General features: G+C 54.5%; 15 protein-coding genes. 6 read left to right on the forward strand and 9 right to left on the reverse strand.

Translation table 11 applies throughout. The features are described from left to right. Window positions 1-177 precede the first annotated feature (177 nt). Both ACOBR2_RS14890 and ACOBR2_RS14895 read left to right on the forward strand, forming a co-directional pair. On the forward strand, window positions 178-3,330 hold the full coding sequence (locus ACOBR2_RS14890) for a carboxypeptidase regulatory-like domain-containing protein (RefSeq protein ID WP_420236906.1): 3,153 nt from the start codon (window positions 178-180) through the stop codon (window positions 3,328-3,330). A 152-nt stretch (window positions 3,331-3,482) separates the two neighbouring features. Continuing rightward, a complete protein-coding gene (locus ACOBR2_RS14895; protein ID WP_420236907.1) occupies window positions 3,483-5,717 on the forward strand; it encodes a prolyl oligopeptidase family serine peptidase in 2,235 nt (744 codons plus the stop codon). A 148-nt stretch (window positions 5,718-5,865) separates the two neighbouring features. Here the strand turns inward: ACOBR2_RS14895 and ACOBR2_RS14900 are convergent, their stop codons facing one another. From ACOBR2_RS14900 to ACOBR2_RS14930, 7 genes are all read right to left on the reverse strand, one after another. Then, the gene (locus ACOBR2_RS14900; protein ID WP_420236908.1) at window positions 5,866-6,015 is read right to left on the reverse strand and encodes a hypothetical protein; all 150 of its coding nucleotides are present in this window, start codon (window positions 6,013-6,015) and stop codon (window positions 5,866-5,868) included. A gap of 105 nt (window positions 6,016-6,120) precedes the next feature. Continuing rightward, window positions 6,121-8,016 carry an asparagine synthetase B family protein gene (locus tag ACOBR2_RS14905; RefSeq protein WP_420236909.1) on the reverse strand — a complete coding sequence of 632 codons (1,896 nt, stop codon included), beginning with the start codon at window positions 8,014-8,016 and terminating at the stop codon, window positions 6,121-6,123. Between the two features lie 9 nt (window positions 8,017-8,025). Next, the gene (locus tag ACOBR2_RS14910; protein ID WP_420236910.1) at window positions 8,026-8,406 is read right to left on the reverse strand and encodes a lasso peptide biosynthesis B2 protein; all 381 of its coding nucleotides are present in this window, start codon (window positions 8,404-8,406) and stop codon (window positions 8,026-8,028) included. Then, window positions 8,403-10,436 (reverse strand): prolyl oligopeptidase family serine peptidase, encoded by a 2,034-nt coding sequence (locus ACOBR2_RS14915; protein ID WP_420236911.1) that lies wholly within the window; start codon window positions 10,434-10,436, stop codon window positions 8,403-8,405. The genes ACOBR2_RS14910 and ACOBR2_RS14915 overlap by 4 nt, the downstream gene beginning before the upstream one ends. Next, complete coding sequence (locus ACOBR2_RS14920; RefSeq protein WP_420236912.1) at window positions 10,427-11,773, reverse strand: phosphotransferase family protein; 1,347 nt, start codon at window positions 11,771-11,773, stop codon at window positions 10,427-10,429. The genes ACOBR2_RS14915 and ACOBR2_RS14920 overlap by 10 nt, the downstream gene beginning before the upstream one ends. A gap of 27 nt (window positions 11,774-11,800) precedes the next feature. Continuing rightward, window positions 11,801-12,058, reverse strand: a complete 258-nt coding sequence (locus ACOBR2_RS14925; protein ID WP_420236913.1) for a PqqD family protein — start codon at window positions 12,056-12,058, stop codon at window positions 11,801-11,803. 336 nt (window positions 12,059-12,394) lie between these two features. Continuing rightward, window positions 12,395-12,952 (reverse strand): helix-turn-helix domain-containing protein, encoded by a 558-nt coding sequence (locus ACOBR2_RS14930; protein WP_420236914.1) that lies wholly within the window; start codon window positions 12,950-12,952, stop codon window positions 12,395-12,397. Between the two features lie 287 nt (window positions 12,953-13,239). On the opposite strand from ACOBR2_RS14930, the gene ACOBR2_RS14935 reads away from it, so the two are divergent. The 4 genes from ACOBR2_RS14935 to ACOBR2_RS14950 all read left to right on the forward strand — a co-directional run bounded on the left by ACOBR2_RS14935 (window position 13,240) and on the right by ACOBR2_RS14950 (window position 17,971). Continuing rightward, window positions 13,240-14,976 (forward strand): ABC transporter ATP-binding protein, encoded by a 1,737-nt coding sequence (locus ACOBR2_RS14935; RefSeq protein WP_420236915.1) that lies wholly within the window; start codon window positions 13,240-13,242, stop codon window positions 14,974-14,976. A gap of 281 nt (window positions 14,977-15,257) precedes the next feature. Next, window positions 15,258-16,019: a DUF4260 family protein gene (locus tag ACOBR2_RS14940; RefSeq protein WP_420236916.1), complete on the forward strand. Its 762-nt coding sequence runs from the start codon at window positions 15,258-15,260 to the stop codon at window positions 16,017-16,019. A 510-nt stretch (window positions 16,020-16,529) separates the two neighbouring features. Next, window positions 16,530-16,781, forward strand: coding sequence for a hypothetical protein (locus ACOBR2_RS14945; protein WP_420236917.1), 252 nt, complete (start codon window positions 16,530-16,532; stop codon window positions 16,779-16,781). Then, window positions 16,754-17,971, forward strand: coding sequence for a carboxypeptidase-like regulatory domain-containing protein (locus ACOBR2_RS14950; RefSeq protein WP_420236918.1), 1,218 nt, complete (start codon window positions 16,754-16,756; stop codon window positions 17,969-17,971). Before ACOBR2_RS14945 ends, ACOBR2_RS14950 begins: the two co-directional genes overlap by 28 nt. Window positions 17,972-18,206: 235 nt before the next feature. On the opposite strand, the gene ACOBR2_RS14955 is transcribed toward ACOBR2_RS14950, so the two are convergent. Both ACOBR2_RS14955 and ACOBR2_RS14960 read right to left on the reverse strand, forming a co-directional pair. Continuing rightward, the gene (locus tag ACOBR2_RS14955; RefSeq protein WP_420236919.1) at window positions 18,207-18,332 is read right to left on the reverse strand and encodes an epoxide hydrolase N-terminal domain-containing protein; all 126 of its coding nucleotides are present in this window, start codon (window positions 18,330-18,332) and stop codon (window positions 18,207-18,209) included. A 241-nt stretch (window positions 18,333-18,573) separates the two neighbouring features. Beyond that, window positions 18,574-19,557, reverse strand: a complete 984-nt coding sequence (locus ACOBR2_RS14960) for a zinc-dependent alcohol dehydrogenase family protein (protein WP_420236920.1) — start codon at window positions 19,555-19,557, stop codon at window positions 18,574-18,576. Between the last annotated feature and the right edge of the window lie 40 nt (window positions 19,558-19,597).

Genomic DNA, 19,597 nt, shown 5'->3' on the forward strand with positions numbered 1-19,597 from the left:
AAGCGCAGCCGTAAAGCTTGGCTCAATTCCAGCAGCCCTCTCCATTCTGCACATCCGATATGCCGCACTTGCTCCGCGCGCGTCTGGGCAGTCGGTAACAATCGCCGTCACAATTGATCCGCCTCTTCCGTAAGTGAGGTGAACAACCATCCTTTGCGCCCGTTTGAGGAGTCCCACTTGAAACTCTTTCATACCCTTCTGCTGCTGTTGCTGACTCTCAGTGTCTCCATGCTGCTCGATGCTCAATCGACCAACGCAACCCTCAGCGGCGTTGTCGTCGATTCTGCAGGGAAAGTCATTCCTGACGCGAAGATCGAAATGCTGAATGAAGCAACCGACGTGCACTATGCCGGCCAAACAAACGGCACCGGTATTTATACAGTCTCGATCCTTCCTCCCGGCCAGTATCGCGTACAGGTCTCGAAAGACGGATTCAAAACAATCATCAAGCCCGGCATTATTTTGAACGTTCAAAGCGCTCTGGCATTGAACTTTACATTGCCGATTGGAGCCGCCTCCGAGACTGTGACTGTAGAGTCCGGCTCATCGTTGTTGAATACTACCGGTGCCTCAGTAAGCACCGTCATTGACAGTAAGTTTGTTCAGAACATCCCTCTTAACGGGCGAAGCTTTCAGGACTTAATTTCGATGACACCGGGGACGGTGACGCAAAGCCCGCAAGCTGGTGTGGGGAGCGGTTTCGGGGACTTTAGCGTCAACGGCCAGCGGACGGAGTCCAACTACTACACTGTCGACGGCGTATCGGCGAACATCGCTTCAGGTAATGGATATGGAACAGCCGCGAATCCCGCCACGAGCGGATCGGCTCCAGGGGCGACTGCGCTCGGAACAACGCAGAGTCTTATCGCCGTCGATGGGCTGCAGGAGTTGCGTGTTCAAAGTTCGACCTACTCCGCGGAATACGGACGGTCTCCCGGTGGGCAATTCTCTTTGGTGACCCGCTCTGGAACCGAAGCCTTCCACGGAAGCGCCTTCAACTACCTGCGTAACAATTACTTCGATGCCAATGATTGGTTCAATGACAACCATGGAACTCCGATAGCTGCCTTGCGCCAGAACGACTTTGGCGGAACCGTGGGAGGTCCCGTCATCATACCCACTGTCTACAATGGATTGCACCGCACCTTCTTCTTTGTCTCGTATGAAGGCTTGCGCCTGATGCAACCCCAGGCCGCAACAGTCCAGTACGTTCCCGATACTTACATGAGGCTCCAAGCTCCAGTTGCTCTTCAGGCGATCTTGGATGCGTACCCAAAGCAGACCTCTGGTCCAACGGACATCGACTATGGAACCCAGTCCAATCCAAGCTTGGCCACGTTCATTCAGTCCTTTTCGCTCCCAAGCCAGATCGACTCCACCAGCGTCCGTATCGATCATATGCTTGGATCGCGCCATACTCTTTTCTTTCGTTACGGGGTTACACCAAGCTCAACTTCGTCAAGGACATTGTCTGAACTGATACGAAGTCAAGTGAATACCCAAACGTACACGCTGGGTCTGACGAGCCAAATTGGGCGTGGAGGAGCCAACGAGTTCCGCCTTGGCTATGCACATACTCTCGCCTCTTCGCAGGGCAGCCTGGATAACTTTGGTGGAGCGATTCCCGTCAAACTACCGGAGGCTATCGGGCTGGGCGCTTATGCCAGTCCGCAAGTAGCCTTTCAGCTTTACTTCTCGAGCATTGGCCTATCTGCACTCCAAACACTGGCGGCTAACAATAACGGACACCAGTGGAACTTGGTAGACAACGTGACCCTGTCGTCTGGACACCACAGCCTGAAGGCAGGAATTGACTTTCGAACCATATCGACGACTGCCGTGCCAGCCAGCCCGCTTGCCGAATCGGAATTTGCAAGTTCTCAGTCAGTGCTTGGCAATGCGGCGGACATCTCGGTCATCGAAAAGAATTTGAGTGCAACACCGGTATTCCATGAGACGGCCATCTTCCTTCAGGATGAATGGCGAGTATCTCCGAAACTCACATTGTCGTCCGGTCTGCGGTGGGATCTGAATCCGCCACCCACAGATGCTCACGGAAACAATGCATACACCCTGGTCGGGAGCCTGTCCGATCCCAGCACCTTGGCGCTGGCCCCCCGCGGAACCTCGCTGTGGCAAACAAGCTGGTACAATTTTGCGCCAAGACTTGGAATCGCGTGGAGGGTAAGAGACAGCCCTCGATCAGGGACCGTCATTCGTGGGGGCGGCGGAGTCTTCTTCGATACCAACAATGAAGAGGCTTCAAGCGCATATGAAGAAGGGATCGGTTTCTCTGCCTACCAATTCTTCTTCGGCTCTGCGTTGCCCTTCACCAGTGCACAGTTGAACTTTGAGCCATCGACAACAGCGCCGTATACCGCGAGCACAATTTACGATTTTCCAAGGCACCTTCAGGCACCCTATACCCTCCAGTGGAACGTGAGTATGGAGCAGGCTCTTGGTTCCGAGCAGGCACTGACACTTTCCTACGTGGCTGCCAATGGAAGGAGACTCCCTGGAGAACAATCTCTGTCCTTGACCGCTCTCAATCCAAACTTAGGCGGGGTGGTGTACCTTCAAAGCGGGGTCACATCCAACTATCAGGGATTGCAAGTCCAGTTTCAACGGAGAATGGAGCACGGCCTTCAGGCATTGGCTTCCTACACCTGGTCGCATTCGATCGACTACGGTTCCACTTACAGTGCGTTGCCTTTGATCCGCGGCAATTCCGACTTCGACGTCAGGAGCAACTTCTCCGGCGGGGCAAGTTGGGATCTGCCTTCTGGAAGATGGTCAAAAGGTGTTCAAGCAGTACTCGGTCATTGGGGCCTTGATGGCCGAGCGATTTTTCGCACCGGCTTTCCTGTGACCCTGAATGGCAACTTCCTGACAGACTCGTCTACGGGAAATCAGTATTACTCAGGCGTGAACCGCATACCAGGCCGGCCTCTATATCTATACGGCCCCCAATATCCGGGTGGCCGTGCGATCAATGGTGGTCCTCTTGCATCCGAGCCGGCATTTGTTACGCCCGCCGGAACTGAAGCCGGAAACGCACCAAGAAACCTGGTTCGAGGATTTGGAGCCAAGCAGATCAATTTGGCTGCGAGGCGTGACTTCGGAATCTTGGATCATGCGAAACTCCAATTCCGCGCCGAAGCCTTCAACATCTTTAATCATCCGAACTTCGGCTACATCGACCGGTACCTGACAGATGCAACCTTCGGTACCGCAACCGAGATGCTCAATCAGAGTCTTGGCACGGTAGCTTCCCAATACCAACAGGGGGGCCCCCGTTCCATGCAGTTCGCATTGAAGGTGATTTTCTGATGCCAAGCCAATCTCATCAAACATTTGGAAAGATGACTCTGTCGCTTGGACCGGCCATTTGCATCAGCAGACGGTACGGGGCCAGGGTGATCTCTGGCAAGGCGATTATTTACTTGGCTATCTCAATCTCGACTCTTGTCAATTCAGGGGCAATGAGTGCAGAACCCAAGCGACCGATTACTGCCGGGGACTGTGTCGGAGTTCGCGACATCGCGTTTGACGAAACCGGATGGCAGAACACGATCAAGATCAGCCCTGATGGTAATCGAGTTGCGTACCTTGTCAAGTCTCCCAATCTCGAGACCAATACAAATGACACTGAGCTCAATATCCTCGAATTGCATGGCGGGCCTGGTGGAGCCGGAAAGCGCGTCTTAGTCGGTGATATATCGCAGGCTCGCTGGACTGGAGATTCCCGCCACATGGTCGTACTTCTCGGAGAACCAACCGGTCGAGCCATCCATATTGTGGATACGAGCACTGGCCGTCATACCAGATTGGTCAAGGCCGCCACGGACATTGTGGAGTACTCCGTGGATGCGCGAGTTCGAACCATAGCCTACGCCACAAAAGTGTCGGAAGAGGACACCAGCTCACACCATTCGCAGCGAGACATCGCGCAAGGGTATCGCATCTCCTTCCCGCAGGTTACCGAAGACGCCTGGCCACGCAGAAGGGTGTTTGTCGTCCGGCTGCGAGGCGGCCACTGGTCTGCGCCACAACAGGTCTCGATAACTTCGCCCCTGAACGGGCACAGACTGTCGGACTTCAATCATGCAGCAAATTCCGGGTTGAACCTGAGTCTGTCGCCGGATGGGAGAGCATTGCTGATCGGCTATCTCGACTTTTCAGAGGAGATGTCTGCAGAATGGCGCGCGAGCGCCTTTATAAAGCTCCGGGACAGCAGCGGTCTGCTCCATGCCGTCGGGCCGCTCGTTCTTTATGACATGCGTAGCGGAAAGACTTCGGTTCCTTTGATCACTCCGTGGATCGTCAGTGCACCGATGTGGTCCTCCGATAGCAAATCTTTTCTTGTGGCCGCAATGGCTCCAATCGGCACGCAAATGGAGAAAGACGACCAAGTTAACCATACTCTCGGACACGGATCGCGGTCTCGTCTCTTCGTCGTTGATCCGGGGACTGGGCGCGTTGAGGTAGTCGCTTCGCATCTTGCTTTTGCATGGGAGGGTGCTCTCTATTGGGCAAGCTCCGGTGAAGTCTACTTGCGCAGCACAACGTTGAATAGCGTCGAGAGAATCGCCCGGCAAGGTGAAACCTGGCGTGAGGTATCTGTAATCCAGTTGCCGTTCAAGGGAGACCTTAAGTTTGCCACGGATGGCAAAGATATTGTGGGAGCCTTCAGCGATTCGGAAACTCCTCCAGAGCTCTTCTCATACCAACCTGAATCCCAGGAGTCGCCCAGACTTGTCTCCTTGAACCCACAGTTTCGAGATCTGACGCTTGCTCCAACGAAAGAGATTCACTGGGCCACATCAACCGGATACGATGCTACCGGACTTCTTCTTCTCCCGCCAGACTACGTAGAGGGAAGGCGATACCCTCTCGTGATCCAAACAAAGCCATTCGCTCGTGGTTTCACCTGCGGCTTTGGCCACTTCCCGTCTTTCGCACCTCAACCGATTGCTAACGCAGGAATCATGTATCTGGGAGTGATTGCGACAGAAGGATCCAATCAAAAGGAGGAGGAATTCTATCCAAAAGGTTATCCGGGAACGGGCGGATCGGGAAGTATCGCTGAAGCCGCATTCCATATGGATTTGTGGGACAGTGGCGTCAAAGCTCTGGAGGAACTCGGTCTCGTCGACAAAAAACGGATAGGGATCATCGGGTTCAGCCGAACCGGTTGGTACACCGAGTTCGCCTTGGCTCACTCTACAATTAACTTTCGTGCGGCGACGGTTGCCGACAATGTTCAATACAGCATGGGAGAATACTGGCTTCACCACGACACGGAAACAATCGATGAATATAACAATCTGTACGGGGGGCCTCCCTATGGAGCATCCGCAAAGAACTGGCTCGACTATTCGGTATCCTTCAATCTGGACAAGATTCATACGCCGCTACTGATGGAAGAGATGGGGCACGGAGAGGCGTTCGACAATCCAAATACCGTCCCAACCGATTTGGCTGCGGCATTTGAAGTGTTCGCAGGTCTGAATTTGCTTGGGCGACCGGTTGAGCTTTTCTACTATCCGAACGAGGAGCATGCACCGGATCATCCGCAAGCGAGGCTTGCAACGCTGCAACGGAACATTGACTGGTATCGGTTCTGGCTTCAGGGGTACGAAAGGCCGACCCCTGAGGATAAATCTCAATACGCTCGATGGTGGAAACTTCGCGACAAACAAGCTGACGGTAACTAGTTCCCTTCCGGCGGCATTCGGCGAACACATCAAAGAATACGCAACGCCCTTCTCATATCCATCTCGATCTGGCATTTCCAGGAGGTAAGGGCCGATGATGCAGCTTATCGCATGATCGGCCCTCACGGTTATTCCGAGTCAAACACGCCTACTCGTCGGCGTCGTAGGCACTCGGTGTGCATAGGTTGTGGCTCTGATCGCGACTCAGGCCGATGGGCTTGGCGCCGAAATTGTCCACTTGCTGAATTGAAGTGGTGGCGGAAAGCGTGGTCAGTACTTGTGGTTTCATGTAACGCATGGTCATTCCTCTTTTCGGTGCGAATTTCCGTGCCAACAGGGCTAGCGAACGGTCCAGTAGACACGGATCTTGTTTGCTTCGGAGGTTAGTTGTCGAGTCTTCAATTCAGAAGTCCACCGACCGGAGCCTCTTCATGAGAATCGGCAAATCTCCCCGAAGCCAAAGCTCGAATGCAATTGCACGCATGATGCTGAATCCCCACTTGGGCTCCCGGCCGGTAAGTGTGACTTCGATGGCCGGTTTCAGGCGTGTTGGTTCTATGAATCCCAAATCTGCGAGGCAAGACGAGCGGAATAGCTCTTCAATCGCCGTTTTTTGATTTTGAAGAGCTATCAGTGGACCGCGGATGATGGAACCTTTCCGCCGACGTTCCAGGACCTCAACCGGAACAATGTTCTTGAGCGCTCTGCGCATTAGGGAGCGTCTGCGCCCAGGTCGGACCACCTGCTCTCTGGGAACGCGAGCGAGAAAGTCGACCAGGTCGCGGTCGAGATAGGGATAGCGAAACTCAAATCTGGCGAGACACCCCGGACGAGTATGGGGTAGCGTTTCGGAAATCGACCTCCACGCCTGAGCGAATGAAAGCCTGCTTGGCATGCTGCCAAGGTAGCGTTCATTCGTCCCGCGTTTCGGCTGTAATCCGAGACACTTTTGGGCTATGCGGGGCTCAATCCATGGAGGAAGATCGTCGAGCCTGAGCCGAGGCGCCCGATAGAGATTCCCGGTGAACTTCAGAGTTTCAAACAGTAGCTGAATCAGTGAGGCTCTGCGTGATAAGCTCCATCTCATCGCTTGACTCAGCAGATGCGGTATCCGGCCCGACACTAGGCAATCGGCCAGTTCAGGAAATGGCAGAGGCAGCCCCCCTAAGAGTTCATCCCCGCCAATTCCAGAGATGATCGATTTGTAGCCGCGATCTCCAATTGCGGATAAGATTGCGCGCTCTTGTTCGAGGAAGGTGCGGTCCATGCCGGGCCACAAGGGCGCGTTTGAACCGCAAAGGGAAGCATCGGCAGACTCGAACGCTTGAACAGCGGTGGGAGTTTCAATGTGTATTCCGTGCTTGCCTCGTTTCGCTTCGGTGATTACGAAGTATGACTCCTCATTCCAGTTTGGCTCTTCGGAATCATAATAGGAGAGCGTGTCGAGGAGTTTATCTACGCCAATGCCGTTTGATCTCCGGATATCGTCCGACATGCAGACGATGGAAGTTGAATCCATGCCGCCACTGAGTTCGGCGAGAATCGGAGCGCCGGGCCCGCTGCGGCGTTCAACCGACTTTCGGAAGAGTGCAAGAAAGTGTTCTTCATATTCAGCATCTGATTTGTAGAGGATCTGTCTTCTTGCCACCGGACTCCAATACGCCGTCTTTGTAACACGGTTGCCCTGGATCGCAATATAGTGAGCTGGTGGTACCGCCTCAATGCCTGCATAGGGAGTGAGAGCCTGAATAGGCTGCGCACAGAGGTAGGCTGCTGCATATTCTTCGTTGAGAGAATATCGAGCCCCATGTGCGAAGAACGTTTCAAGGTAGGTAGCCCAGCATAGAGTACCGTCATGATTGCTGAAGTAAAGCGTGCGTGCGCCCGCGTGGTCACGTGCCAGGTACATGACCTGATCGTTTGTGGACCAAAGCGCCAGCGCCCAATCGCCAATGAAGCTTGAAAAGCACTGTGTGCCCCAATACTCAAAAGCCGCGAGCACAATGGCGGTGTCTGAGGTCAGAGGATCAATAATGCCAAGCTTGCTTTTCAGCTCCACATGGTTGTCCAGGCGCCCATCGAACACGAGAAGGTTGCCCACACGATCCGTCGCAGGCTGCGACTCCAGTTGTGATCGCTGATGTGTCAAAGAGGATTGGAAGCCCATGCCAACCATGTGACTGGTGAGCACGAATGTTCCGGCGGAGGCGTAGCGATGTGTTGCCGAAGCAAAGGTCATAAGTTCACCTCTGTCCACATCTTGGCCGATAGATTTGCGTATTCCGAAAATAATGCTCATAGTTTCTGCCTAGCAGCGTTCGAGGACGCGGTAGATTTCCGGGATGTAGGGCTTGTCGTTTACGACCCTTCCGTCAACTTCAACCCATGCGTGCGACTTGAACGGAAGCACCTGAGCTCCGATGACCATTTCCGCACTCCATCCGAAACGCCGAAGGAGGATGGTAGTGGCTGCGGATCGCTGCAGACACAAGACAGGTTTCACATAGAGAGAGCAAGCAAGATCGATCGCATGGCAGATTGCCTCCACATCAGGCGTCCTTCTACCTGTCCGAGAAGCGACGGCCTCACCTCTGACACGGGCGTGTATCTGTTGAAGCGATCCAAATCGCATCATGAAGTCGATCTTGGCAAGCTGCGTGTAGCCTCGAAGCACAAGTGGAAGTGTCATTGGATACCCTCCTCGGGGATGGCTAGCCCAAGTTCGCTGCACAAAAATGCGAGCCTGTGCGTGAGCGCTTCGATGCGTACAGAAAGTGGCAAGCTGGGGGTATGGCCACGCTCTGAGCTATAGTCGACCAGGATGGAATGCCGCTGGTCCTTACGGTTCTGAAGTCGGGCTGCCATCTTGCGGACATGCGCGGGATCACACTGCATATCCTTGTCACCGGTGACAAACAATGTCGCTGGATAGTTCACGTTTTCGCGGACTCGATGGTATGGCGAATAGGCATACAAAGCGTGAAAGTCATCCACGTCGTCAACTGTGCCATATTCCTCTCGCCACTTCTTGGCATTGCCAAACTGCTCGTAGCGGAGCATATCGAGAATTGGTGCGATGCATAAAACAGCCTGAAAGAGTTCTGGTCTTTGCGTCATAGCGGCGGCAACGAGCAACCCCGAGTTAGAGCCTCCGAAGATCGCAAGACGCTCTGGCTCTGTGATGCCATTGCTGCATATCCAGTCCGCCGCCGCGAGAAAATCATCGTAGGCGACCTGTCGACTGCGGCCGCGGGCTGCCTCATGCCAGTTCTTTCCGAATTCTGAACCACCGCGAATGTTAGGCAGGGCAAAGACACATCCCAATTCGAGCATGATCTCGACGAGGATGGAGAACCGCGGCGTCATGGAAATCCCGAATCCGCCGTAGCTAGTGAGAATCGACGGTCGGCACTCTCCGTGTTTCGTTGTGCAGCGGGAAACAAGCCACATTGGTATCGGAGTTCCATCTTTCGATGGATAGGCAACCCGTTGAACCTGATTGTCGTCTTTACCGGATATTCCCCAAGATTCTGCCCAGGTGGTGTACTGGCGGTCTATCTCGCTGAATTCGAGGATCGTTGGCGGCTTTGAGAACGATTCGTATCTGAAGAAGGGAGTGTCGCAACGGGTGCTGTACGCCGGCAGCATACCAAACGATCCTGCCGGCGGCTCGGGTAGTGCTCCGAGGAAATCTCCAGCTCCGGTCCAACGCTGAATAATAGTTGCGCCGTCGATGTCGTACGAGACGAAGATATTGTCCCCGACGAAGCGGATGTCCGCGATAGGTGCATGCCCCTCAGGGACTATGGTTGTTCCTTCGCTCCCGTCCCTGGCCAACTGGAGAATTCGTCCCTTTGGCGCGCCGGTGAAGGATACGACGAAGAGCAATCCGCCGTTCAACAAAGGAATACAGGGCAGCGCACGATTAACAAAGACTGCTTGCCAATCGTGGTCATCCTTGCGAGAGGCAAGATAGAGATCGACCATCAACTCAGAATCGCCTTCATGAAGGACAACAGCCCCGAGATTGATGCCGTCAGAGACTAGAACAAGCCCGCCACGCGATGTCCTTGGTATCGACAACAAGACCTGATCCTGGTCGACTGGTTCTCCGAAGCAGTGGTAACGAACCTGATGCAAATGGTTGTCCGGATAAGGCGTTGCAGTCTCGTGGGAGTAGTAGAATCCGGCGTTATCGGATGCGAAGGCTATGCCTCGGGCGTAACCACCTCCGAGATGGTCGTCCAAGGTATGACCACTCTCGACGTCTACAATGTGGATTTCCTCGGTCCTCTCGCCACCATGTTTCAGTGTGTATGCAAGAAAGCGGCCGTTTTCCGAAATATGGTAAATTGCCACAGACACATATGGCCCTTGCTCGGATGGATCGACGAGAATCCGATCTTTGCTCGTCACAGCTTCCCGGACGTAGAGGCATGCTTGCTCCTGGCCTTTGAGCCTGCGTCGATAGAAGCAGAGGCCGCCGACTCTCGCAGGCTGGTCCGTGCATTCGATGTCCAAGAGTTCGCGCACGCGAGTTCGTAACCTGTCTATGCCGTCCACTGCGGCGAAGTATTCATCATGGTGCTTCTGCTGTTCTTCGATCCAATACTGGGTTGCTGAAGACTCTCGATCTTCCAGCCATCGGTAGGGGTCAGCGACACTCACCCCGTGCAGTACTTCCAGGAAAGGTTCGGGAATCTGATTGCTTAAATGCATAGCGCCTCCAACAACTCGGGCGATCGAGTAGCGCGATGCAAGTGCCGAGCCAGGCTCCGTGTATAGCTTTGAAAGTCGAAATCGGCACGACGAGGCGAGTTCAACCAGTCTCCTCTCCCATAGAGGCAGCTGGCGATTGCAAGAACAGGAGCAAGGATGAATGCGCGATCAACTACGGGTTCAGGGAGTAGATTGAGCCAAAGTTCTTTATAGATGGACCTCGCCTGCGCTTCCCATCCGCGCACACCCTCGCCTTGCCGCACAACATGTTGCATCAGGAGTTGAAAGGTCAGGAATGGATTACCAACACTTGCTTCCGCCCAATCAATGAATACGCACCGCGTATCGTCCAGGAGAATATTGCCGGGATTGATGTCGTTGTGTGTGAGGGAGTCAGGGATCTCCAGTTCCTGCATCTGATCGCAGGCTGCATGGAGGACTCCGCCGATTTCCGATAATTCGCTTCGTCCGAGGCGCGGCACTTTAGTGGATACCTGGTATTCCATCACCTCTTCGAGATAATCCATCCATGGATCTATTTGCGATTCAATTCTTGGAAGTCTTTGATCGCAACACCCGTTGAAGATCAGATTGTCAACCAAGCTTATGCTTCTGTTCTGGAGTGAAGCCAAGGAGCGAGTCGCTCGCGCGAGATTTGACGAACTAAAGTCCTCGCAAAGCGTCCGGCCGACCTCTTCCATTACCCAGGCATTCCAATCTTCTCGTGCAGCGACGAGGGGAGGAAGAAACTGAGGAAAGTGCTGGGCGAGAGTTCTTGTTACGGTGAACTCATGAGCATTGGGAAGGCCTGTAGCTTTCAGCCAATAGGCCGGACCCTTTCGTGTGCCAAAACGAACCAGAACGAAATGTCCCCCGGTAGAGAGCTGATTGATCTCCTCACTGAACTCAACGACCCGGTTGCGATCGCTTTCCTGAATCCATCGCTGGGCTTCTACTATCCACCCAGGACGCGAGAAGGGAGAACAGGTCGTATCGTTGTCGAGAAGAATGCCCATCAGACATTGAAGTTCGTTGTCGCTAAGAGAGATATGGTTGAGAGCAACGGCGCTGAAGCCTGCCTGTTCGGAGCGCCATTTCGGAGTCCTCACTTCAAGGATGGCGCATGGACTCGCTCCGGAATCACTCTCGATCAGATCGAGAACTGTTGTTCTTATATTCCACTTTTTACAAATCAAACCGGTCAATTGTTCCGCGGCGCGCGACCATTTTGGAATACCAATCCTAGGCAATTCAGCTTCGCGCCTGCCTTTGATGGCGAGCAGTTGGAGGGTCTGCGGCAGCAGGAACGCCAATCGGTACTCTGTGTAATTGGTCATGATAGGCTCCGCGATTGTGGCGTCTTGCTAAGACAGTCTAAGCAGATGCTTTGACTGCAACGTCTGCATGAACTCATCTACGTCCTTGGCAATCACCGATTCATCAGCCCCGGTATCCCGAGCCAGTTCCGCCACGATGGCGTCAACCTGCATGCCACGCTGCAAGCGTTCCCAGACATAGGCTCCCGTCGAGTTGAGCGTCGTCATGAAATTGCGAGGAATATCGAGAATCACCGCGCCGTCGCGATCGATGATGGACCGAATGTGAGGAACGATTTCAACCATTGTCCATGTCTCCGTGTGGAATTCTTCTTGAACATCTGCAGGGCGCACCAATCCTGCCTCTCTGCCCCTACCTGTTGCGGGCGCAGAAAGTCGAAATAAGTCAATCCAAGTGGGGCAAGTGGATGGTTCTCAGATTTGCCGGGTAAGATCGCTCGTGATGAGCAAGACAACCGGTGTTCCTTTGAGCGCAAGCACCGCTAATTCAACTGTGCGGTGAGTCTGACACTTCTCAATCTCAGATGCAACAGAAACAGATTCGCAGAAAGCGACAAAATGAAGATGCAGAGCCCGCTCTAACGCCATGCGGTCTCACGAGTGACTTGCAGCCGTTCGTCATTAGCGTGAAGTAGATTCATTTCCACGTGCGATTCTCGCGCATTCCATCCGGCTCCATTCCGATGGCGCCTCGTGCATGTGCTGCTTGAAAAAGCGGTTGAAGTCCTGCACCAGGTTGTAGCCAAGCAGCGCAGCGACTGCACTGACCTTGGTGGGAGGAAAAATACTCAGCATCCAACGGGAGAAGGCCAAGCGGACCTCGACTTGATACTGCGCCATGGTCAGCCTGTACTCGCCTGTAAATGCGCGCTCGAGTGTACGCATCTCGACCCCGAGTTCTTTCGCTATGGTCGCCATCCGCAATTGGACGTTGCCGTGAGAAGCAAGGATGAAGTGATGCACAACTCGGGCGGGGCTCTTCAGGAGAACCGCAGATGAGTCGGCCCCAGGCAAGGCTCTCAGTGCCCGGATCTCGGCAATGACATCTCTCTCGATCGGCGACCAGGTGCCAGTAGAGGCGCTTATCACGGCTGTTCCCTCCGGGCAGATGACGAGCGTGTCGGCGATCCCGATAAGAGTGAAGAATAGCCGTTTCAAGAACTGAGGAAGACTCAGCATTGAATCTCCGCACAGTGGATGTACCGATGAAATGGGCGTTTTCCATGAGACGGCTTCTTGCAGGCATCAGTTTTCTTCACTTCTAAAGGGAGCGCAGAATCTGAACCGTGCACTGGCGAGGATGGAACTTCCGCCAATATAGGCAGGAGAATACGGCCTCGTGAAAACGTCAATCGCGGGGTTAGGTCTGTTGCTTATGCGAAACAAGAACAATTTGATCATGCCGAATTGTCGAGACGCAGGCTAGAGTTGTGTCATTTCGTCGCAAGGAATCGCGGAGGAGCGACATGCTGGCAGGAAGCGACTTCAGATGGTTGCTCGATCGTCTCAAACCGATGCGCTCGCGGATCGTGCTCGGTTTATTGTGCATGTCTTTCGCGGGGATCGCCGCAACCATTGATCCTCTGATGATGCGCAGTTTGATCGACCGGGCTCTGCCTCAAGGCGACCTGCACTTGGCGATGGAGTTGGCCGGCGGAATCGGCCTTTGCTATTTCGGCAGATCCGCTCTCTATACGATAGGTTCGCTTGTCAATTTCTCCATCGCCCAGCACTGCATCCGCGATCTGCGCATCGCTCTCCTCGATCAGATGAACCGGCTTTCGGCCGACTATCACGAGCAGACGCCAACAGGTGAGAAACTGACACGGATCGAACATGATGTCGACGAGATCGCCAATCTGGGCGCGGAAACCGCCAATCAAAGCCTAAGAGCCGTTCTGTTCTTCGTGCTCAACCTGGTGATGATGGCCAGGTTGAATCTGCCCATGACTCTGACCGTTTTGCCTCTGATGCCGCTATTCGCCATCATCCAGCGACGGTTCAGCGTGTTGTTGAAGACGAGAGCTGATGAGGCGCGTAGCGAAGTTGGCGTGGCAGCCAGCATGTTGAACGAGCACCTTGCAGCAATCCCGCAGATTCAACTTCTCGGCGCCGAGGAGAGATCCGCGCATCAGGCTCGATCCTTATGGGAGGGGATGCTGCGGGCGCAGTGGGTTCAACGGCGCACGCAAGTGGGGTTCAGCCTTTCGATCGGCGCGATCCTGGTTGCGGCCATTCTGGTTGTGCTCGCTCTTGGCAGCGCGAAGGTAGTTGCCGGCACCCTGACTATCGGTGGTCTGGTGGCCTTCTACGCCTATGCCACGCGGGTGTTTGATCCGATCAGTTCGGCGATGGACCTTTATGCGCGGCTCCAAACGGTCGGAGCGAGCATTCGCCGGGTACGCGAACTGCTTGTGCTTGAGCCCAGCGTACGGGACACCGGAACAATACGCTTCAACTCACCCCAACTGCATCGCGGCTTCAGGATCGAGGATGTGTCCTTCTCGTATGGAGGAAAGCCCGCACTGCGGAACATCATGCTTCGGATTGATCCGGGGGAACGGCTTGCAATCATCGGTGCGAGCGGATCGGGCAAGAGCACCTTGGCTCGCCTTCTTGTGCGCGCAGCCGACCCGGAAGCCGGTTGCATCTTCCTCGAAGAGCAGCCTCTCGCGTGCTACACGTTGGCGTCTCTGCGCGATACGGTTCGATTTGTCCCGCAGCACCCAGTGCTCTTTCAAGGGACGATCCGGGAGAACCTGCTGTATGGCAATCCTCTGGCGACGACCGCAGACATGCTCCGAACCATCGAGGCGGTCCAGCTTGCGCCTGTTCTCAGAGCACTCCCCCACGGCCTGGACACTCCGCTTGGGCCGGGAGCAGCTGGCCTTTCGGGGGGAGAACGCCAAAGGCTGGCCATCGCCCGTTCGCTCTTAAGGGAGTCTGCCGCGCTCATTCTGGATGAAGCGACTTCGGCTTTGGACGCGCCGACAGAGTATGCCGTGTTTGCATCTCTTGCAGAATTTCGACCACATCAAACGCTCATCGTGATCTCGCACCACATCAGTTCACTTACGTGGGTAGACCGCTTCGCTCTGCTTGATCAGGGGCGAATCGTCGCAACGGGAGACCATACTATGCTGTATGCGCAGTCGGCTTTGTATCGAACATTGTTCGACGCTTCAGCTCACAACGGAACGTGAGCAGGATTCCTTCGGTCTTGTGTGGCTCCGCTGGGACTTTCTGAATCCTGGCATTGGTGTATTTGCCTAGCCTCACATTATTGGTGTCGGAGATCATAGAGGCTGCTATCGAATTGGGTGTTCGCCGCAGGCAGAACGCCGGTGTGGCCGACCATATTGGCGTGGCAAAGTTGGAGTTAACCAAGTCAGAGGTGTTGTCAAGAATCGCCTTCTCAACATGAGGATTGCCCGGAGCTAAGACGGAGAGGAGTCCGCGAGCCGTGCTGCTTCATCCAATGTACATGGCCTCTGAAATCACGATTCCAGATTCGACAACCTCTGAAACCGCTCGAATGCAAGGCTCAACTGTTTCTGTCCTTCTGCGCCTGGAGGGACTGGCGGCTGCGTTGCTTTCTGCTCTACTCTTTGCCCGTACCGGCGCCAGTTGGTGGCTGTTTTTATTGTTCTGGATGACACCCGATCTGAGCATGTTGGGCTATCTTGCCGGTCCCCACTGGGGTGCGCGCGTCTATAACGCGATTCACTCCTATAGCGCCGCGGCGGCGCTGGCGCTCTGCGCGATATTGCTGCGCACTCCCGCTCCGTTGCCGTTCGCGCTGATTTGGCTTAACCACATCGGTGTGGACCGCCTGTTGGGCTATGGATTGAAGTATCCACATGGATTTGCTTGGACTCACCTGGGTATTCTGGGTGTAAAGCACAAGAAGGGGGCAGCTCACGTGCTCATCGCAACGACTCCAGCAACACCTTACTATGCGGTAATCTTCACCTCTATCAGAACTGAGGGCGACACCGGATACGGGGAGATGGCGAATGCCATGGTTGAACTCGCCGCGAAGCAACCGGGATTCCTCGGAGTCGAGTCCGCCCGAGAAGGGTTAGGTATCACGGTTTCCTACTGGGAAAGTCTTGAAGCCATCGCTGCCTGGAAACAGAACTCCGCTCACCTCACGGCCCAAAAACATGGTCGCGAAACTTGGTATCGAGCCTTCAAAACGCGCATTTGTCGAGTCGAACGAGATTACAATTTCCAACGAGAATAGCGTACTGGATTGTACCGCTCACTTCAGTTGACAGGCAGGAGTAAGATGCGCTGGTAGACGGTTTTCTGAACGAATTCAAGCTAGGCGATGAGGATGTCCGCATTGCCGTCATCGAATCCTATGGAGTAGTCGGTGAGAATTGGGGCAGCGGCCATTGCTTCTTTTTTGTCGTGTTGCCCAATGGGCATGATGACCTCTCCAGCTTGGCGAGAACGACGGCATAGCGTGCCGGTCTCGCGGATAATCGCGATATCGGATCGGTTCAGGCTACGATGGCGGACCTCTCGCTATAGCGGCGAGAACGCGATCCTGTGAACTCACAAAACGACAGATGGGCAATAGAGAATGTACACGATCAGCGGGACATCTTCTTTGCTGTGATCAGGCAGGCAATACCTATCTTTAAAAGTTTAAATCTCGAATTCATGTAAGCTGGTGCCCCTTCCAGGAAACGCTGAAGAAAAAGATGTCGAAAAGTTCATCTCTCCGCTACGGAGGCAAACGCTCACGATGAATGGAACGAACCGTCCATTCACTACGCAGGAACTTTGGCATGCGCGGGAAGGCAGTTTTGCCTCCAATCCTGAAAATGCGGAGGGCCGAATGCCAGAATCGATGATCGTCACGATCATCAACATGATCGCCATTGCATTCAGTGTCAACTGTGATGAGGTGTTGCAGGTTGATGCGCTTCGCCGAGACCCCACAGACAACAGATTTGGAGTGTACCCACGATGCAACACCTTTTTGAAATTACCCTGACACGCGCGGGTTCGTTCACGCTAACGCGTGTGCTTTCGCAACGGAAGCGAAGAAGAGCCAACCGCATGAAGGTGTGTGCCGTTTCCGTTTGGGCAGTCATACTGGTTTCATTTGTTTCGGGGAATGGAATCGCTCAGTCGCAGATCGCGCGCGTATCGACTGCTGACGACTTTCTGCCCGACGCTCCCGTGCCTCCGCAAATTGATCCATCGCTTGGGAATAGAACTGCGACTCATGCGACAGGGGCTGCTAGTGTATCCGGCAAGATAACGGACTCGACTGGCGCGGCGATCCCTAACGCACAGGTCACCCTGATGTTGACAGGGGGAAGGCAGATTCAGACGCTGCAGTCGAGCACCGATGGTGGGTTCACATTCTCGAAACTTTCTGCGGGCTCTTATTTGATGACTGTCGATGCCGCGGGATTCGCGTCGTTCAAGACAGAGGAGTTCTCGATCACCGACCAGCAGGCCTTCTGGGTTTCCGATATTTTACTTGCGGTTGCAGGCGGAACTACAGATGTAGTCGTTCGTCCCACCGAAGTGATTGCGGCCGAACAAATCAAGGCTGAGGAAAAGCAGCGTCTTCTTGGTGTGTTTCCCAACTTCTATGTAAGCTATGTCCCTGACGCAGCACCTCTCACGTCGCGACAAAAACTCTCCTTAGCGACTCACGACACGCTTGACTGGACCTCCCTTGTGGGTGTGAGCGCGGGCGCGGGCATCGAACAGGCAACCAACTCATTTAAGGGTTACGGACAAGGTGCAGAAGGATACGGCAAGAGATGGGGGGCGCTCTTTGCCGACGGGCGAATCTCTGACTTTCTGAGTCACTATGTCTTTGCGTCGGCCTTTCATCAAGATCCGCGCTATTTTTACCAGGGAACCGGAACGAATAAGTCCCGTCTTTATCATGCATTGAGCAGCGGCTTTGTCGCCCGCAGCGACAACGGGAAAACGATGCCGAACTATTCATATCTGCTTGGAAATATTTGTGCTGGCGCCCTTTCGAATGCCTACTATCCATCCTCTGATCGGGGAGTCAATCTGGTCTTCACGAATGCGGCGATTGGCATCGCGGGCCGGTCGTTTCAGGGCGTAATACAAGAGTTTGTTGCCAAACGATTGACGAAGCATGTTCCTGAGCCCAGTGCGCCAACATCCAGTAACGGATCGACGACTCGTCCATGATGCTGAAGGAGAATGAATGCCTCTGCACTGAAGGATGAGGGCCGGTCCGCAGAGATCGATCTTGGATACTACACAACTCACCCCTTTTGCAGTTACGTCCCAGAAATGCGGATATACAGAGGGCTTTCATTCACGTAGAAGGAGAGTTTTACGAGATGTGCGTCATGATAGTTTAAGGTCTTCTGCTTGCTGTGCATCAATTCTGATCGGCCCAGTCGGAAACGAGGCGTCGTAGCTAGCCCAAATCGGTGCCCTGTTCCCAGCCAATGCCGGATACCTGGTCGGGCCATCTTGTATGGCGCAACCGAGCATACATATCGTCGAGTACCTCATCAGCTACATGAATCCGAAAAGGCTCCACTACAGTACCTCTCTCTTGGCCATGGGGCGTGACCAGTCGAGCGCTCGATACAAGGCCTGGATCAAATCATCCCCCCGGATCAGGGGGGGGACTTGGAAGTGCTTCATGGACATGTTTTGGTAAACGACCCGGTCAGGAACGAATCATTTCGGACAAGTCACGGCCAGTTGACAGCCCAGTTTTGTTCGCTTAAAACGGAAGCTCTTCCGCCTCAGCCGACGGAAGATCCCCAAGCCAAGGTCTACAGAGCGATGACAATTTTGCCTATCTGCTCGTTGCTTTCGAGGTACCTGTAGGCTTCGACGGTTTGATCAAAAGGGAAGGCCCGGGCGATCTTCGGCTTGAAGGAGCCATCCGCCAGATGATCGTAGATGTACTTCTTCATGGTTTCCCACTCCGGGGTGCCACGCAGTTCGCCAAAGGTGTAGCCGAAGATGCCGATGGTCCGGCCAAAGGCAGCCATGGGGAAGGGCGTGGGTTTGCCGGAGAGCCCGCCATACAGGAAGATGGCGCCACCGTTCGCCGTGGCCTGCGCGAGAGTGTTGATGTAGTCGCCGCCAACAGGATCGAAGACAATGCGCGCACCCTTGCCGCCGGTGATCGACTGCACCCGGGCCACCAGATCCTCCTCTTCCGTGACGATGACGTGGTCGGCGCCAAGGGCTATGAGCTGATCCTTTTTGGCAGAGGTACGGGTGGTCGCGATGGAGATACCGCCTTGTGCCTTGACGATCTGGATGGCCGCGAGCCCAACGGACGAGCTGGCAGCAGTGATGATGACAAAGTCGCCGGCAGCCACTTTGCCGAAGGGCACGAGCGCGCCATAGGCGGTCGAGTACTGCATCCAGACAGCGGCAGCTTCAACCGCGGAGAAGGAGTCAGGAACGTCTGCAAGAACGCTGGCGGGAACGACGGCCTCTTCGGCAAGCACCGGGTACTGGTTCATCGAAAAACCAGGAATGGTCCCGAAGCGCTTGCCGATGAGAGTGGGATCGACCTCGGGACCAACAGCGATGACCTTTCCGACCGCCTCGTATCCGAGGCCGGAGGGCAGGCTCACCTTTTCCATGTAGAAGCCGTGAAAATACATGCTTTCGGCCCGGTTAAGGCCCACTGCTTCCACCTTGAGCAGAACTTCACCAGGACCAGGCTGGCGCTCGGGCAGATCTTCCATATGAAGGACTTCGGGACCACCGAGCTGATTGAAGTGGATAGCTTTTGGCATAATGTGGACCTCTCTTGTTGAGAAGTAGATGCGGACGGCC

It is taken from the genome of Telmatobacter bradus (assembly GCF_048629425.1).
In the GTDB taxonomy this organism is placed as follows: Bacteria; Acidobacteriota; Terriglobia; order Terriglobales; family Acidobacteriaceae; genus Telmatobacter; species Telmatobacter bradus.

Coding starts and splice junctions, on each gene's coding strand:
- ACOBR2_RS14910 (WP_420236910.1), bottom strand. CDS start 8,406: ATGACACTTCCACTTGTGCTTCGAGGCTACACGCAGCTTGCCAAGATC.
- ACOBR2_RS14940 (WP_420236916.1), top strand. CDS start 15,258: ATGGCCTCTGAAATCACGATTCCAGATTCGACAACCTCTGAAACCGCT.
- ACOBR2_RS14945 (WP_420236917.1), top strand. CDS start 16,530: ATGAATGGAACGAACCGTCCATTCACTACGCAGGAACTTTGGCATGCG.
- ACOBR2_RS14935 (WP_420236915.1), top strand. CDS start 13,240: ATGCTGGCAGGAAGCGACTTCAGATGGTTGCTCGATCGTCTCAAACCG.
- ACOBR2_RS14960 (WP_420236920.1), bottom strand. CDS start 19,557: ATGCCAAAAGCTATCCACTTCAATCAGCTCGGTGGTCCCGAAGTCCTT.
- ACOBR2_RS14895 (WP_420236907.1), top strand. CDS start 3,483: ATGAGTGCAGAACCCAAGCGACCGATTACTGCCGGGGACTGTGTCGGA.
- ACOBR2_RS14920 (WP_420236912.1), bottom strand. CDS start 11,773: ATGACCAATTACACAGAGTACCGATTGGCGTTCCTGCTGCCGCAGACC.
- ACOBR2_RS14950 (WP_420236918.1), top strand. CDS start 16,754: ATGCAACACCTTTTTGAAATTACCCTGACACGCGCGGGTTCGTTCACG.
- ACOBR2_RS14915 (WP_420236911.1), bottom strand. CDS start 10,436: ATGCATTTAAGCAATCAGATTCCCGAACCTTTCCTGGAAGTACTGCAC.
- ACOBR2_RS14930 (WP_420236914.1), bottom strand. CDS start 12,952: ATGCTGAGTCTTCCTCAGTTCTTGAAACGGCTATTCTTCACTCTTATC.
- ACOBR2_RS14900 (WP_420236908.1), bottom strand. CDS start 6,015: ATGCGTTACATGAAACCACAAGTACTGACCACGCTTTCCGCCACCACT.
- ACOBR2_RS14925 (WP_420236913.1), bottom strand. CDS start 12,058: ATGGTTGAAATCGTTCCTCACATTCGGTCCATCATCGATCGCGACGGC.
- ACOBR2_RS14905 (WP_420236909.1), bottom strand. CDS start 8,016: ATGAGCATTATTTTCGGAATACGCAAATCTATCGGCCAAGATGTGGAC.